General features: G+C 69.0%; 11 protein-coding genes, 1 tRNA gene and 1 pseudogene. 6 read left to right on the forward strand and 7 right to left on the reverse strand.

Annotated features, from left to right (window positions below):
- Window positions 1–34 precede the first annotated feature (34 nt).
- Both NGM10_RS12380 and NGM10_RS12385 read left to right on the forward strand, forming a co-directional pair.
- A complete protein-coding gene (locus NGM10_RS12380; protein WP_253479220.1) occupies window positions 35–1,111 on the forward strand; it encodes a succinylglutamate desuccinylase/aspartoacylase family protein in 1,077 nt (358 codons plus the stop codon).
- Between the two features lie 61 nt (window positions 1,112–1,172).
- A tRNA-Pro gene (locus tag NGM10_RS12385) sits at window positions 1,173–1,243 on the forward strand.
- A 124-nt stretch (window positions 1,244–1,367) separates the two neighbouring features.
- Here NGM10_RS12385 and NGM10_RS12390 read toward each other — a convergent pair.
- Window positions 1,368–1,793, reverse strand: a complete 426-nt coding sequence (locus NGM10_RS12390) for an OsmC family protein (protein WP_253479222.1) — start codon at window positions 1,791–1,793, stop codon at window positions 1,368–1,370.
- Window positions 1,794–1,842: 49 nt separating this feature from the next.
- On the reverse strand, window positions 1,843–2,751 hold the full coding sequence (locus tag NGM10_RS12395) for an AEC family transporter (RefSeq protein WP_253479224.1): 909 nt from the start codon (window positions 2,749–2,751) through the stop codon (window positions 1,843–1,845).
- Window positions 2,752–2,947: 196 nt separating this feature from the next.
- Between NGM10_RS12395 and NGM10_RS12400 the strand changes: the two genes are divergently transcribed.
- The gene (locus tag NGM10_RS12400) at window positions 2,948–4,015 is read left to right on the forward strand and encodes a beta-keto acid cleavage family enzyme (protein WP_253479226.1); all 1,068 of its coding nucleotides are present in this window, start codon (window positions 2,948–2,950) and stop codon (window positions 4,013–4,015) included.
- Between the two features lie 29 nt (window positions 4,016–4,044).
- Here the strand turns inward: NGM10_RS12400 and NGM10_RS12405 are convergent, their stop codons facing one another.
- Window positions 4,045–4,575, reverse strand: coding sequence for a hypothetical protein (locus tag NGM10_RS12405; protein ID WP_253479228.1), 531 nt, complete (start codon window positions 4,573–4,575; stop codon window positions 4,045–4,047).
- A 196-nt stretch (window positions 4,576–4,771) separates the two neighbouring features.
- On the opposite strand from NGM10_RS12405, the gene NGM10_RS12410 reads away from it, so the two are divergent.
- Complete coding sequence (locus tag NGM10_RS12410; protein ID WP_253479230.1) at window positions 4,772–5,470, forward strand: class I SAM-dependent methyltransferase; 699 nt, start codon at window positions 4,772–4,774, stop codon at window positions 5,468–5,470.
- Window positions 5,471–5,508: 38 nt separating this feature from the next.
- Here NGM10_RS12410 and ilvD read toward each other — a convergent pair whose 3' ends face one another.
- From ilvD to NGM10_RS12425, 3 genes are all read right to left on the reverse strand, one after another.
- Window positions 5,509–7,215 (reverse strand): dihydroxy-acid dehydratase, encoded by a 1,707-nt coding sequence (ilvD, locus tag NGM10_RS12415; protein ID WP_253479232.1) that lies wholly within the window; start codon window positions 7,213–7,215, stop codon window positions 5,509–5,511.
- Window positions 7,216–7,295: 80 nt separating this feature from the next.
- A complete protein-coding gene (locus tag NGM10_RS12420) occupies window positions 7,296–8,348 on the reverse strand; it encodes a TrmB family transcriptional regulator (protein WP_253479234.1) in 1,053 nt (350 codons plus the stop codon).
- Window positions 8,349–8,464: 116 nt separating this feature from the next.
- Window positions 8,465–10,600, reverse strand: coding sequence for an alpha-amylase family glycosyl hydrolase (locus NGM10_RS12425; RefSeq protein WP_253479236.1), 2,136 nt, complete (start codon window positions 10,598–10,600; stop codon window positions 8,465–8,467).
- A gap of 106 nt (window positions 10,601–10,706) precedes the next feature.
- Here NGM10_RS12425 and NGM10_RS18305 point away from each other — a divergent pair.
- A pseudogene (locus NGM10_RS18305) lies at window positions 10,707–12,831 on the forward strand (DUF7997 domain-containing protein).
- Window positions 12,832–12,951: 120 nt separating this feature from the next.
- On the opposite strand, the gene NGM10_RS12435 reads toward NGM10_RS18305, so the two are convergent.
- Entirely contained in the window at window positions 12,952–14,076 is a 1,125-nt protein-coding gene (locus NGM10_RS12435) for an ABC transporter ATP-binding protein (protein ID WP_253479240.1), read from the reverse strand.
- Between the two features lie 257 nt (window positions 14,077–14,333).
- On the opposite strand from NGM10_RS12435, the gene NGM10_RS12440 reads away from it, so the two are divergent.
- Entirely contained in the window at window positions 14,334–15,626 is a 1,293-nt protein-coding gene (locus tag NGM10_RS12440; RefSeq protein WP_253479242.1) for a substrate-binding domain-containing protein, read from the forward strand.
- The last annotated feature ends 3 nt before the right edge of the window (window positions 15,627–15,629 follow it).

Below are 15,629 nucleotides of genomic sequence, written 5' to 3' on the forward strand. Positions count from 1 at the left end.
CCAGCTTTTTCACCCCGCCACGACACCCCCAACTATGCAACTCGGAACCGCCGACTCCGAACCCGGCGAACTCGCGACCGGGTGGCTCGACGTGACCGACCTCCCCACCGGCACCCCAGAGCGCCTCCCCGTGATAATCGCGGAGGGCGAGGACGAGGGCCCGACGCTCTGGATAACCGCCGCCATCCACGGCAACGAGGTCACCGGCCTCGCGGTCGCGCAGGACGTGATGACCGACGACCTCGCTGCGGAGATTCGGGGGACGGTCGTCTGCGTCCCCACTCTCAATCCCGCGGGCCTGCGGCGCAACGCCCGGACCTCCTACTACGACGACGAGGACCCGAACCGCTACTTCCCCGACGCCGACGCCGAGAGTTCGCGGCCGCCGAGCGTCCAGCAGCTCATCGACGAGCGCGTCTACGAGGCGTTCGCCGATTCGGCCGACGCGCTCGTGGACCTCCACACCGCCCACGTCGGGTCGATGCCGTTCCTGATTCGGGACCGGGTCCTCTACGGCAAAAATCGGACCGAAGCCGAGGCCCGCGACCTCGCCGAGGACCTCGAATCGCTCGTCGAGGCGTTCGGGATGCCCGTGGTCAACGAGTACGCCGCCGAGGAGTACACCGAGCAGAACCTCCAGCGCTCGACCGCGGGCGCGGCGCTCAACGACGCCGGAATCCCCGCGTTCACCGCGGAACTCGGCGGCCACGAGGTCGTCGACGAGGCGGTCCGCGAGGACGCCGTCGTCGGCGTCCGGAACGTCATGCGCGAACTCGGTGTCCTGCCGGGCGACCCCGACCCGGACGCGGTCGGTCCCGACGCGCCGGTCGACTTTCCGGTCAAGCGCGCGGTCCACCCCCACACCGAGACGCCGGGAATCGCCCGCCACCGCGTGGACGCGGGCGACGTGGTCGAGGAGGGCGACCCAGTCGCCGACATCGTCACGCCCCACGGCGACGTGAAAGCGACCGTCGAGTCCGACCACGACGGCTACGTCCTCGGGCGGAGCCACGGCGTCGCCGCCTACGAGAACGACGCGCTGGCGAGCATGGCGGTCGCCGACGACGGCGACCTCGTCGTCCCGCGGAATCCGCCCGACGACGACGAGTGAAACGAAGCGCTTAACACGGGGACGGCCCTTCTTCAGATTGCACGCCGAAACGTGCCACCACGGGACCGTAGGGTAGCGGTATCCTCTGCCGATGGGGTCGGTAGGACCTGAGTTCGAATCTCGGCGGTCCCATACCAAGTTCTTCGACCACAGCGACCGATAGCCGAGCGCGCTCCTCTCGCCCCTTCGCTCGACCGACCTCCCGAGGTCGGCCGACCGCTGTCGTCCCGCCGGATGGACGGCGCGCCCGAAACGACTACTCCAGCGTCGCGTCGAGCGTTATCTCCGGCCCGGCGAGCGCCTTCGACACGGGGCAGTTCTCCTTGGCGCGCTGGGCGAGGTCGTCGAACTCGCCCCGTTCGATGTCGGGTATCTCGGCCGCCAGCGTCAGGTCGATTCGCGAAATCTCGAACCCGCCGCCGTCGGCGCGGTCGAGGTGGACGTCGGCCTCGGTGTGGAGTCGCTCTGGCTCGTAGCCCTCGTCTTCGAGGAAGGCCGCGAGTTGCATCGAGAAACACCCCGAGTGGGCCGCGCCGATGAGTTCCTCGGGGTTGGTCCCGGGTTCGTCCTCGAAGCGGGTCGGGAACCGGAAGGTCCCCTCGACCTGCCCGCTCTCGGTCTCGAAGTCGCCGCGTCCCTCTTTTCCGTCCTGCCATGTGGTCTCGGCCTGTCTCGTGGGCATGTCGTCACGGGGTACGACGTCCGGCCGTATGGAACTACTGGCGGCCCGCTCAGCCCACCAGCGAGATGAGGACGAACAGCGTTCCGATGGACGCCAGCGTCGTGGCGAAGACGTTGAGCGACGCGAACTCGGCGTCGCCGCCGAGTTCGCTCGCGAAGACGAACGTCGAGACCGCGGTCGGGGTGCCGAGCATGACGACGCTCGCGGTGAACGTGGCGGTATCGACCCCGAGGACCGAGAAGACCGCCCACGCCAGCGCGGGCATCGCGCCGATCTTGAGCGCCACGACCGACCCGGTCGCGCCGAGGTCGACCCCGGGGAGGTCGATTCGGAGTGACGCGCCGACGCAGACCAGCGCGAGGGGGAGCGCGAGCGACCCCACCGCGTCGAGGCCGGTGGCGACTGGAGCAGGGACCGCGAGCCCGGCCGACCCGACGAGGAGGCCAGCGACCAGCGTCGCCAGCACGGGGTTTCGCGCGAGTCCGGCCAGTTCGCGGCCGAGCGAGGCGTCGGCACCGTTGACGGTCGAGAGGACGACGACCGTCAGGGGCACCTGAGCCAGCGAGAGCACGCCCAGTATGACGCTCGCGACCGCGGTCACCTCGGCGTCGAACGTCGCGGCCACGAGCGGCAGGCCGAGGTACCCGAGGTTCGAGTGATACGACTGGACGACCGCGACGCTCCGGCGGGGTCGCGACGACCGGTTCCGGTGGATGGCCCACGCGAGTCCCGCGGTCGCGGTCAGAACCACGAGGAGGCCCGCGAGCAGCGTCGGCGTGAGGAGGTCGGCGACCGACCGGTCGTACGTCGAGACGAAGATGAGCGCCGGGAGCGCGACGTAGTAGGCGAGGGCGTTGAGTCGCTCGGTCCGGCGCTCGTCGAGCGCGCCGGTCGCCCGCAGGCCGGTCCCCGCCAGCAGTATCGCGAGCAGTGCGAGCAGTCGACCGAGGACCTCCATACCGCTCCCCAATCGAGTCGGGACCTTTTAGCGTTCGGATGCGGCAACGCGGGTCGGTCGGCGCGGGTCGGTGACCGCGGGCCGGTGACCGCGAACCCGCCGTGCGGGTGGTCGTCCGTCACGACGGACGACCACCCGCGGAGATATATTCAATATCATATAATATTTAAGTGATTATGATTGTGATATCGATACAATGGGCCCGAACGGTTCGACATCCGACGACGACCGCGCTACCGGACGAGACGAGTCCCTTCACGGGAACCTCTACGACGACCTCCCGTTCGACGAACTCGAGCAGTCGGGGACCTTCACCCCGGAGGCCGCAAAGCGGTTCTTCCCCGTCCACGAGGAGGACCCCATCGACACGATGGACAGTCCCGTGGTCATCGAATGTGCATATCCCGGGTGGCAACCCGGCGGCGACCACTACCCGGCGGTCCCCGATACGAGAGGAGAGCAGATACAGGAGCTCGTCGACAGCGTCGAGGCCGGAGCGGCCGCGGTCCACGTCCACCCGCGCGACGAGAACCGCCGCCCGCAGTGGAACGACAACGACCTGCTGGTCGACGTTCTCGACCCGGTGTTCGAGGAGTGTGGCGACGTGGTCACGCTGAGTCAGGGGTGGTCGGTCGGCCCCCACGCCGACTACGTGTCGGGGGTCGCCGACCTGCTCGAACGCGGCGACGGCAACAAGTACTGTCAGGGCGGGGTCGTCCTCCCCATCGGGCTGTTCGGCGCGGGGACCTACCACTCGCCGTCGAGCGTCAAAGAAGCGGTCCGCTACTACGAGGACAACGGCGTGAAACCCATCTTCCAGCTCTACGACACCCACGTCGTACGCGACGTCAAGCGCCACCTCATCGACGAGAACGAGGCGGTCTGGGACCCCTTCGTGCTGTGCATCCGCGCTGGCTCGCACCACTCGATGACCACCACCAACGACCCGTGGTCGTACTTCAAGGTCATCTCGCAACTCTACGACGTGCGCCAGACCGTCGAGAACAGCATCGTCGGACTCTACCCCGGCGGGCGCAACTGGCTCCCGATGCTCGCGGTCGGGCTCCTCGCGGGCGCGAACGTCGTCCGCGTCGGCATCGAGGACGCCTACTGGCGGTATCCCCACGGGGACGAACTCATCGAGAAGAACTCCGAAGTGGTCGAACTCACCGTCGAACTCGCGGAGATGCTCGGTCGCGAGGTCATCACCGACCCCGAGCGCGCCCGCGAGTTCCTCGGGATGGAGTACACCTCACCGCGGTAGCCGCTCGTGGCGAGACGCCACCCCGACGCTCACCACGAAATCTGGAAGGTGGTGACCTCGCCGTCGCTGGTCTGTTCGACGCGAACGAACGCGCCGTCATCGCTGAACTTCTCGGCGGTGGCCTTGAGCAGTCCCTCGTCGAGCGCCGAGGGGTAGGGGTTCTTCGACTCCATCACGCCGCCGGTGTCGCCGGTCTTCTCGAAGTCGTAGTAGCCGATATCGTCGCCGCGGTGGGTGGCGTTGTACTGCTCGTCGAGCGCGTCCATCGCCTCCTTGACGGTGTCGACCGTCGGCGGCCAGTCGACGAGGTCGGGAATCTCCGACCCGATCTTGGTCACGGTCTTCGGTCCGATGGTGTCGGCGAGCTCCTCGAAGGCGTCGATGTAGGCCTGCCAGGGGTACCACTCGTCCTCCTGCGGTTCGGGGAGGCCGTGGCTGTCGAGGACATCGAGCGCCCGTTGCTTGTACGCGCTGGAGAACTGACCGACGCCTTCGACGACCGACCGGACGGTCTGCCCGCTTACTTCCGCATCGTCGTTGACTACCTTGTGTTGTGGCATATAATCCGATACCTGTTTAGTTTACTTAACATTGTTGTTATGTTTTTATCAAATATGATAATCGGCGGCGGATTCAACGCGCCGACTCGGGACGGAGATCGACGGGGAGACGCTCCGAAACGCGCCTGAACCCGGCGAACCGCTCGCCCGCGCGCTCGCCACAGCTTTATTACTTCTCGTAGTCACTGGAATATCCATGGAGGAGTCGGATCGATACACGATAGACGACGTGGCGTTCATCGGTCGAACGGTCCGGGAGTACGAGCGGATGTTCGACCTCGACCTCGGCGAGTGGACCGGGAAGTCGGTGCTCGACTGCCCCGGCGGGGCCTGCGCGTTCGTTCCCGTGGCGAACGGCCGCGGTATCGACGCAGTCGGTGCCGACGTGCTCTACGACACCCCGCCGGAGCGCCTCCGCGAGAAGTGCGAGGCCGACGTCGACGCCGCCATCGCGGGGTTCGACGGCGTCGAGGACCAGTTCGTCTGGTCGTTCTACGACGACGTCGCCGACGTACGCGACCACTGGACCGCGGCCTACCGGACCTTCGTCCCCGACTACGCGGAGTGGTTCGACTCCGACCGCTACGTCCACGCCGAACTCCCCGACCTGCCGTTCGCCGACGACTCGTTCTCGCTGGTGCTCTCGGCTCACCTCATGTTCCTGTACAGCGACGACCTGAGCCACGAGTTCCACGCCGAGTCACTGCGCGAACTCGCCCGCGTCGCCGACGAGGAAGTTCGCATCTATCCCCTCGCCCGGTTCGACGGGCAGGAGTACCCCCGACTCGACGAACTCCGAGAGATGCTGGCCGACGAGGGGTACGCGACCGAGCGCCGGTCGGTCTCCTTCGAGTTCCAGCGGGGGGCCGACGAGATGCTCCGAATCGAGGTCTGATCACCGGGTTGAGGTCAGTCGCCACCGTCGCCGCCCCGCTACTCGCGCTTGACCCCGGGATTCGTCACCGCGCCCTCGGCGGCCGACCCGAACGTCGCGCCGTACTTCGCCAGCACGCCGTTCTCGTAGGCCGGTTCCGGCGTCTCGCGGGCGTCGAGGCGCGACTCGATCTCGTCGTCTGCGAGGTCGACCGCGAGGGTGCGGTCGGGGATGTCGACGACGATGTGGTCGCCGTCCTCGACCGCGCCGATGGGGCCGCCGACGAACGACTCGGGCGCGACGTGACCGATCATCGGCCCGCGGGTCGCCCCGGAGAACCGGCCGTCGGTCAGCAGGGCGACGTCGTCCTCGTGGCCCGCCCCGACGACCGCGGCGGTGACCCCGAGCATCTCGCGCATTCCCGGACCGCCCGCTGGCCCCTCGTTGCGGATGACGACGACGTCGCCCGACTCGATGTGGCCCTCTTGGACGTACTTCATCGCGTCCTCCTCGGACTCGAACACGCGGGCCGGACCCTCGTGGTGGAAGTCGTCCTCGCCGGTGACTTTCAGGACCGCGCCGTCGGGCGCGAGGTTGCCGGTGAGTATCTTGATGGCTCCCTCCTCGTGGAAGGGGTCGTCCACCGGGCGGACGAACTCGGCGTCGATGTCGCCGTCGTCCGGCAGGTCCAGTTGTTCCAGTTCCTCCGAAATCGTCCGGCCCGTGACGGTCGCGGCGTCGCCGTCGAACAGCCCCGCCTCGACGAGCCGACGGACGACGACCGGGACGCCGCCCTGCTCGTAGAGGTCGTACATCGTCTTCTGGCCGCCCGGCTGGAGGTTGGCTATCTTGGGCGTCCGGCGCGAGATTGCGTCGAACTCCTCGATGTCGAGGTCGATTCCGGCCTCCGCGGCCAGCGCGAGCAGGTGGAGGACGCCGTTGGTCGACCCGCCGATGGCGACCTGGAGCGCGATGGCGTTCTCGAACGACCGCTTTTCGAGGAGGTCCGAGGGTCTGCGGTCGGCCTCGATGCACTCGACCGCGAGTTCGCCCGCGCGCTCGGCGACCTCGTAGCGCTCTTCGAACTCGGCGGGCGCGCCCGCGCTCCCGAGTGGCGCGAGCCCGAGCGCCTCGGAGATGGAGGCCATCGTATTCGCGGTGAACATCCCGCCACACGAGCCCGCGCCCGGGCAGGCGTGGCGTTCGAGGCCGTCGAGTTCGTCCTCGGTCATGTCGCCCTCCGCGACCGCGCCGACGCCCTCGAAGACGTTCTGGACGGTGACCTCCCGACCGTCGTGTTCGCCGGGCATGATGGACCCGCCGTAGAGGAAGACCGAGGGCAGGTCGGTCCGGATGGCGGCCATCATCATCCCCGGGAGGTTCTTGTCACAGCCAGCGACCGTCACGAGACCGTCGAGTCGCTCGCCGAACGCCACCAGCTCCACCGAGTCGGCGATGACCTCTCGCGATATCAGGGAGGCCCGCATCCCCTCGGTCCCCATCGAGATGGCGTCGGAGATGGTGATGGTGCCGAACTCGATTGGCATGCCCGCCGCGTCGTCGACGCCCTCGTAGGCCGCGGCCGCCACGTCGTCGAGGTGGACGTTGCACGGCGTCACGTCGGCCGCGGGGTTGGCCACGCCCACCATCGGCGAGGAGAGGTCCTCGTCGTCGTAGCCCATGGCGCGGAACATCGCTCGATGCGGGGCGCGTTCGACCCCCTCCGTGACTTCGCTACTCCGCAGTCCCTCGGATTTCTCGGTCATACGCGGGGGTAGCCCCGGAGCGGCTTAAGTCACCCTGCTCGGGCAGACGTTGCTGTCGGATGCGAACGCGTTCGGGAGGCTCACTCGACGGGTTCGAGGACGACCGACTCGGCCTCGTAGTCCTCGACGAACGCGCCCTCGCCGCCGACCACGTACCGGCTCGCACCGGTCTCGACCACCAGCGCGGCCTCGACGGGGAAGGAGTTGTTCGCGGGCTCGACCAGCCCCTGTCGGACCGCGACGACCCGCCCCGTTATCTCCTCGGCGTCGTCGGCGTCGTCGACCGGCCGTCCCCGGACGGTGGCGGCGAGGTCGCCCCCCGACCGGAGCCGCAACGTCGCCTGGAGGACGGCCTGCCGGAAATCGGTGTACGTCGCCGGGAGGTCGCGGGGGTCGGCCACGTATGCCTCCTCGGCCATCGGCCAGTAGTTGCCGAAAAAGGAGCCGACGAGCACCGGCGCGAGCTGGCGCTGGGTGAACGCGATGGCGCGCTCGCCGCTGTTCGAGCGCGCGATCATCCCGGGCGGCGCGACGAGGCTGTGGGTCCGGTCGACCGTGACCATCGTCGGCATCGGCTCCTCCCACACCCGGGCCACGGTGGCGAGTCCGTCGAGGTCGAGGTCGTCGTCGGGGCCGACCTCGGTCACGACGAGCAACACCAGCACCCCGCGGTCGACCGCGCTCCGGAGTTCGTCGGCGACCTCCGGGAGGTGGTCGTAGGGGACCGACACCGCCACCTCCTCGGCGGCGTCGGCGACCAGCGCGGTGACGCGCTTGAGCACGGTCACCCGGGACTTGATGACCTCGAACTGGTCGGACTCGGGAACGTCCCGTGAGTAGCGGGCTTCGAGCGCGGGCCCCATCTGGTCGACGTTCTGGGAGAGCCTGTCGACGACCTCCGCGGGCGGCACCGCCCGGATGGTCGTGGGCACCGAGTAGTCGTTGACCGAGACGAACCCCCGCTCTTCGAGGTCCTCGCTGACGCTGTAGACGTACCGTTTCGAGACGCCAGCGTCGTCGGCGACGACGCTGGCCTTCGCTTCGCCGTGGTCGAGGATGGTCAGGTAGGTGTCTATCTCCTTCTCCGAGAGGCCGAACTCCCGGAGCAGGCGCGTGAGCGTCGGGTCGTCCATCGTTCCTACGTCCACGGTGACACTACTTAAGGCCCGCGTACGAGCGGTGTCCGGGGCCGACCGCTCGGCCGACCTGCACGCGAGTCAGGGCCCGCTCTCGACGACCTGCACGCGAGTCAGACCCTGCTCTCGACGACCACCACGTCCGAGACCGCGAGTCGGTCGCCGTCGGCGACCGACTCGCCGGTCAGGAGGTCGGTGGCCTCGACGGGTTCGCCGACCGCGACCTCCCGGGGCTCCTCGCCGAAGTTGAGGGCGACCACCAGCCGCGAATCGCCGTCGTCGCGGGCGTACGCGACGGTCCGGTCGTCGCCCTCGAAATCGACGCGCTCGACCGCGCCGGTCCGGAGGACGGCGCGGTCGCCCCGGAGTTCCGAGAGGCGGCGGTGCAGCGCGGTCAGGTCGTCGTCGCCGTCGTGCCACTTCATCTCGCCGCGTTGCTCGGTGACCCCGCGCTCCTGTCCGTAGTATATCATCGGCGCGCCCGGCAGGGTGAACGTCGCGCCCGCGGCCGCCCGGAGCGGGGCCGTCCCGCACTCCTCGACGTAGCGGGTCTCGTCGTGGTTCTCGACGTACCGCAGCAGCAGCGACGAGTCGGGGAACCCCTCGCGGTGGTTGGCGTCGAGCGCGTCGAACAACGACTCGGCCGGGGCCTCGCCCGCGCCGATGTCGCGGAGCGCGCCGTACAGCGCGGTGTCGTAGTGGGCGTCGAACTCGTTCTCGTGGAACTGGGGGTCCCGCGGGATGGTCTCGTCGAGCAGGAGGAACTCGGAGTCGGCGGCCTTCACTCGCTCGCGGACCTCCTTCCAGAAGCCGTGGGGGACCCCCCACGCCACGTCGGCCCGGAAGCCGTCGACGAGGGGTGCCCACTCGTCGACCACGTCTAGCATCCACGACCGGACCGCGGGCGAGTCGTAATCGACGTTCGGGATGCGGGTCCAGTTGAAGTAGTAGCCCGGCCTGCCGGGTCCGGCCCAGTCGAGGTCGTCCACGTCGACCGCGTCGCGGTCGGTCAGCGCCGGGTCGTCGGGCACCCGCTCGTAGTGGTCTGCGTACGCGGGCACGCCCGCCGAGTGCATCTGGAACGCGGGGTGGTCCCGTGAGGTGTGGTTTATCACGAGGTCGAAGACCACCCGGATGCCCGCCTCGTGGAGGCGCTCGACCAGCGACTCGAACTCCGCGCGGGTGCCGAGGTCGTCGGCGGTGTCGAAGTAGTCGGTGACGTGGTAGCCGTGGTCGGTGGGGCTGGCGACCACCGGGGTGAGCCACAGGCAGTCGACGTCGAGCGATTCGAGGTACGGGACCCGCCGCGCGAGCTCCTCGAAGGTGGTGTCGACCGTCTCGCCCGCGAACCGCCTGACGAATATCTGGTAGACGGTTGCGTGGCGCGCCCACTCGGGCGGGTCGTTGGGCCGGGAAATCGCGACCGCGGCGTCGCCGACGCCGCGGTCGCCGTCGCCCCCGCGCTCGACGACGAGGGTGTCGCCGACGCCGCGGTCGCCGTCGCCCCCGCGCTCGACGACGAGGGTGTCGGCGACGCCGTGGCGCTCGGCGACCGGAACCGCGTGGATTCGGGCGCTGTCGGGCAGGTCGGCGACCGGGACCCGAAGCTCCGGGCCCTCGACGGTCACCGCCGACTCGGCGAGGTCGTCGCGGTCGTCGAGGTGGAACTCCACGTCGGGGTCGACCCCGTCGGGGGCGGCCTCGGCGTGGGCGCTCGCGACCAGCGTCCCGTCCTCGACGCGGCCGTCGAGGTGAACGCGGGGGCGACCGGGACCCGGGACGGTCACGTCGACGGTGTGGGACCGCTCGAAGTCGTCGTCTGCGACGCAGATGCCCTCGTGGTCGCCCGGCGGGAGGGGGACCTCGGCGACGTAGGCGTCGCCCTCGCGGGTCATCCGCTCGCGACCGAGGGTGTACTCGTTGAACGGGCCGACCAGCGAGACCACGTCGGGGTCGTCGTCCCCCGGGAGGTCGGCGACCGGGACCGAGAACCGCGCGTCCTCGCGCGGGTCGGGGAACGCCCGGACGGTCTGGGCGTGGGTCCCGTCCGGCGCGTCGAGTTCGAGGCGGTAGCGGCCGGGCGCGTCGGGTTCGAGGTGAACGACCGCGCCCCCGCCGACCGCAACGTCGCTTTCGTCGGGGCGTTCGACGAGTCGCCACGAGAAGTCGGCGTCGGGGTCCGGGTCGCGCGGCGCGAGCGAGACCGACTCGCCGACGTGGGCGAACCGAGGTGGGCCGGGTTCGTGCATACCCTCACGGGGCGGGCCGACCCACTTCACTGTTGCGCTATTTCTGAATCTATGAACGACAATTACACCAAAGGTTATTAATCGGCTCGTTGCATGCGTTCGCCCAATGCAACTCCGCGACGCTCTCGACGACTTCAAGCGTCACGAGGGCCACGACACTCGCTTCCCGGGCGAGCGCCGCACGACCGACGGACTGTTCTCGGGGGTCCCCGACGCGTCGAGCGGGCGGCTCGTCCACGTCGGCCCCGACGGCGCGCCCCGGGACTTCGGCTACCCCCTGACCGGACGCAACGGCCTCGACGCCGCCCGACTGGGCGTCCGGCGCGACGGCGACGTGACGTGGTTCGACGACTGCGAGACGACCCAGCGCTACCGCGGGGACACCGCGCTCGTGGTCTCCGAGCACCGACTCCCGGGCGGTGGGACGGTCACCCAGCGGGACTGCACCCTCGGGAACGGCCACGTCACGCGGGTCGAGTGTTCGGAGGGCGAGGCGACCGAACTGGTCGCCTACCTCAGCTTCGCGCCCGAGGGCCGGGACACCGGCGTCGCACAGCTCCACCACGACGACGCGGTCGAGGTCTATCACGACGCCGAGCGCGACTACGTCGCCAGCGCGACCGGGTTCGACCTCGTCCGCGGCTGTCTCCCGGCCGACTTCGCGGAACTGCTCGATTCGACCCCGGTCGAGCGGCCCCGGACCGGCGACGGGGGCCGCCGCGAGGAGTCCAGCCTCAGCGGCGACCTCTACTGCGAACTCCCTCTCGACGGCGGCTCCAGCGCGCTCGCGACCCTGGTGGCCGACGCCAGCGAGACCGACCGCGAGGCCGCGCTCGCCCGACTCGCGGAGCTCGCCGACCGGGGGCTTCCCCGGCGCGCTCTCGGCGGCGGCCGCCGAGAGCGCGCCGTCGGTGCCCGACGACGCCCCCGAGGCCGACGCGGTCGCCGCCGACCTGCGCGCGCTCGGCCTGCTGTCGGCCCCCACGGGCCTGCGCATCGCGGGCCCCGACTTCGACCCCTACTACGTCCACTCGGGCGGGTACGGCTACACCTGGTTCCGCGACGACGCCGAGATATCGCGGTTCCTCCTCCGGGCCGACCGACGCCTCGACCTCGGGCTGTCGGGGTGGCACGAGCGAAGCGCCCGCAACTACTGTGAGACCCAGCTCGACGACGGGACGTGGCCCCACCGGGTCTGGCCGCACAACCGACGGCTGGCTCCCGGCTGGGCCAACAGCCACCTCGCGGTCGGCGACGACCGCGAGTACGGCGACTACCAGGCCGACCAGACCGCGAGCGTCGTCGCGTACCTCGCCGACGCGCTCGCCGACCTCGACGGCGACCTCGCCGACCGGACCGAGGCGACACTCCGCGCGGGACTCGACGGCCTCGACCGGACGCTCGCCGACGACGGCCTGCCGGTCGCCTGTCAGAACGCGTGGGAGGACGCCGTCGGCCGGTTCTCTCATACCGCGGCGACGTTCCTCGAAGCCTACGCGACCGCGGCAGGGGCCGACGCCGAGTTCGCCGGACGCGCCCGCGACCGCGCCGACCGGGTGTACGCGGCGCTCGACGACCTCTGGCTGCCCGAGCGCGGAGTCTACGGCTACCGGCTCGCCTCCGAGGCGGCGGTCGTCGAGACCGAACTCGGCGGCGGGTCCCTCGGACTCGACCCGGGGGAGTCCCTCGAACTCGCCCCGGGCGACCTCGACCCGCGGTGTGACTCTGGGGCGCTCGCGCTCGCGAGCGCCCACCTCGCGTACGACCGCGTCGCCGGGGTCGACGACGAGCGCCTCGACCGACTGGTCTCGCACGTCCGGACGGTCGTCGACGAACTCCACCGCGACCCCGATGCGAGCGCGGTCCGGGGGCTGGTCCGGTACGAGGGCGACGACTGGCGGACCCGCTCGCAGGACCACGAGAAGATATGGACCGTCTCGACCGCGTGGGGCGCGTTCGCGGCCGCGAACCTCGCGCAGCTACTGGCCGACCGCGGCGACGACCGGGCCGGGGAGCTCGCGGCGACCGCCCGCGACCTCCTTGGGCTGGTCCTCCCCGAGGGACCGCTGTGTCCGGGCGGGGAGTCGCTTCCCGAGCAGGTGTTCGACGACGGGACGCCCGACAGCGCCACGCCGCTGGGGTGGCCCCACGCGCTCCGGACGACCACGGTGGCGCTGCTGGACGAGGGAGACCTGCTGGCAGAAGACCGGCGGGCGGTCGCCGAGGACTGACCGCGTGGCAGAGAACTGACCGCGTGGCAGAGAACCGACCGCGTGGCAGAGAACCGGTGTCGGCGTCGCGCGGCCGACCGGTAGGTCGGCCGCGCGACGCCGTGGGTGGGGCCGACCGCGCTACGCCGTGGGTGGGGTCGACATTTCGGCGTCGTGCAACAGCGATTCGCCGCCGTCGGCGTCGAAGAGGTGGAGGTCCGACTGGGCGAACGTCACCTCGACGACCTCGCCGTACTCGGGTTCGACCCTGGAGCCGACGCGCGCGATGAAGTCGGGGCCCAGATCGAGGTGGAGGTAGTTGTCCGAGCCGACGGGCTCGACCACCTCGACGGTGGTCTCGACCGCGTTCTCGCCGCGCTCGGCCATCTCTACGTCCTCGGGACGGACGCCCAGCCGCACGCTCGTTCGACCCGCGACCGCGTTGCGGAGGCGCTCGTCGGTGAGGTCGTAGGCGAACCCGCGGTCGTCGACGAGCCGGGTCGCGCCCCCCGAGTCCTCGACGTCGAGGTCGAGGAAGTTCATGCTCGGTGACCCGATGAATCCGCCCACGAACTCGTTGACGGGGTCGGTGTACACCTCGGTCGGGACCCCGGCCTGCTGGAGTTCGCCGCCGTCGAGGATGACGATGCGGTCGCCCATCGTCATCGCCTCCTCCTGGTCGTGGGTGACGTAGATGGAGGTGGTTCCAAGCTCGTTCTGGAGGCGCTGTATCTCGGTCCGCATCGTGGTCCGGAGCTTGGCGTCGAGGTTCGAGAGGGGTTCGTCGAACAGGAACACGTCGGGTTCGCGGACGATGGCCCGGCCCAGCGCGACGCGCTGTTTCTGACCGCCCGAGAGCTCGCCCGGCTTGTCGTCGAGCAGTTCCTCGATGTCCATCATCTCGGCGGTCTCGTACACCTTGTCCTCGCGCTCGTCCTTCGAGAGGTCGGTGCTCATCCGGAGGCCGAACGCCATGTTCTGGTAGACGGTCTTGTGGGGGTACAGCGCGTAGTTCTGGAACACCATCGCCACGTCGCGCTTGCGCGCGTGAACGTCGGTCACGTCCTCGCCGTCGATGGAGACGTTGCCGGACGTGGGCCGTTCGAGCCCCGCGATCATCCGCAGCGTCGTCGACTTCCCACAGCCCGACGGACCGACGACGGTGACGAACTCGCCGTCCTCGACTTCGAGCGAGAGGTCGTCGACCGCGACTATCTGCCCGTTGTCGTACCGTTTTTCCAGATTATCGAGCGTGACAGTTCCCATTGTCTGGATGGGTGGGAACGACGCGGTATAGTTCTTGCCCTCTTTTCTAAATATGTGAGGTACGATTTCGTCGTGACTTCACCGATACTGTCGGGAGCGACGACGCCCGGACCGAATAAATATTTTATATATGGGAACGAAACAATTGTTCTGTTCGTGCCTCGCGTCGCTTACAGCCCTGTGAAGATATCAGATGAACATTGGTGACACACCCGAAGATTTAATATGTGAACTACTTATTCATCGCATATTCATCCATGACTATGGACCGACGGACGATCCTCAAGAACCTCGGCGTCGCGGGCGCGGTCGGCGCGCTCGCCGGATGTGCTAGCGTGCAGGAAGACAACAGTTCCGATTCGTCTGGCGACGACACCACCGACGGCTCGGACGGCTCGGACTCCTCGGACGAGTCCGAGGAGTCCGACCCGTCGGGCACCGGGACGGTGTGGTACTCGCTCTCGGAGGCCGAGAAGGAACGGCGCGAATCGACGATAGAGGAGTTCGTGGAGGAGACCGGCTACGACGTGAACAACTCCGACATCTCCGACATGCAGAAGAAGACCACGAGCGCCATCCCGGCGGGCGAGGGCCCCCACACGTTCGAGTGGGCCCACGACTGGGTCGGCGACTACACCCAGCGGGAGTTCGTCGTCGACCAGAGCGACCAAGTCGAGGTCGACCTCGACCAGTTCACCGAGGCGGCGGCCGACGCCGTCCAGTTCGACGGGAAGCTGGTGGGCCTTCCCCACGACTCCGAGACGGTCGCGCTCGTCTACAACACCGACATCGTCGACGAGGCCCCCGAGACGGTCTCGGACATGGTCTCGGTGATGGAAGAGCACCACGACCCCGACAACGACCAGTACGGGCTGGGCTACCCGTTCAACGACCCGTACTTCCTGAGCCCGTGGCTTCAGGCGTTCGACGGCTACCTCTTCGACGTGGAGGCCGACGACCAGCTCGGGGTCGCCAAGGAGGAGACCATCCGGGGCGCGGAGTTCGCCGTCGAGAACTTCGCTCCGTACATGCCCAACGACCCGAAGTACGAACCCCAGGCGTCGGCGTTCGCCGAGGGCAACGCCGCGTTCGCCATCAACGGGCCGTGGTACCTCTCGACCCTCAACGACAACGACATCAACTACGAGGTCGCGAAGCTCCCGACGCCCGAGGGCGGCGACCCCACCCCCTACACCGGCATCACGATGTGGTACTTCGCGACCGGGATGGAAGACGGCGGCGACGACGCGCAAGCCGCCCGCGAGTTCATCGAGTGGTACGTCACCAACGAGGACCTCATGTTGCAGAACGCCGAGGACCAGGGCGCGATTCCGGTCCTCACCGAACTCGTCGAGGGCGACGACCTCCCCGATTCGGTCCAGGGCTTCTCTGCCGCGGTCCAGCAGGGCGTCCCGATGCCCAGCGACCCCAAGATGAACGAGGTGTGGGACCCCGTCAAGAACGCGCTCACCAAGCTGTTCAACGGCGACGCCGAACCCGAACCCGCGATGAATCAGGCCGCCGAAGAGATCCGTAGCAACTGGGACTAGGCC

This window comes from Halorussus salilacus, assembly GCF_024138125.1.
GTDB lineage: Archaea > Halobacteriota > Halobacteria > Halobacteriales > Haladaptataceae > Halorussus > Halorussus salilacus.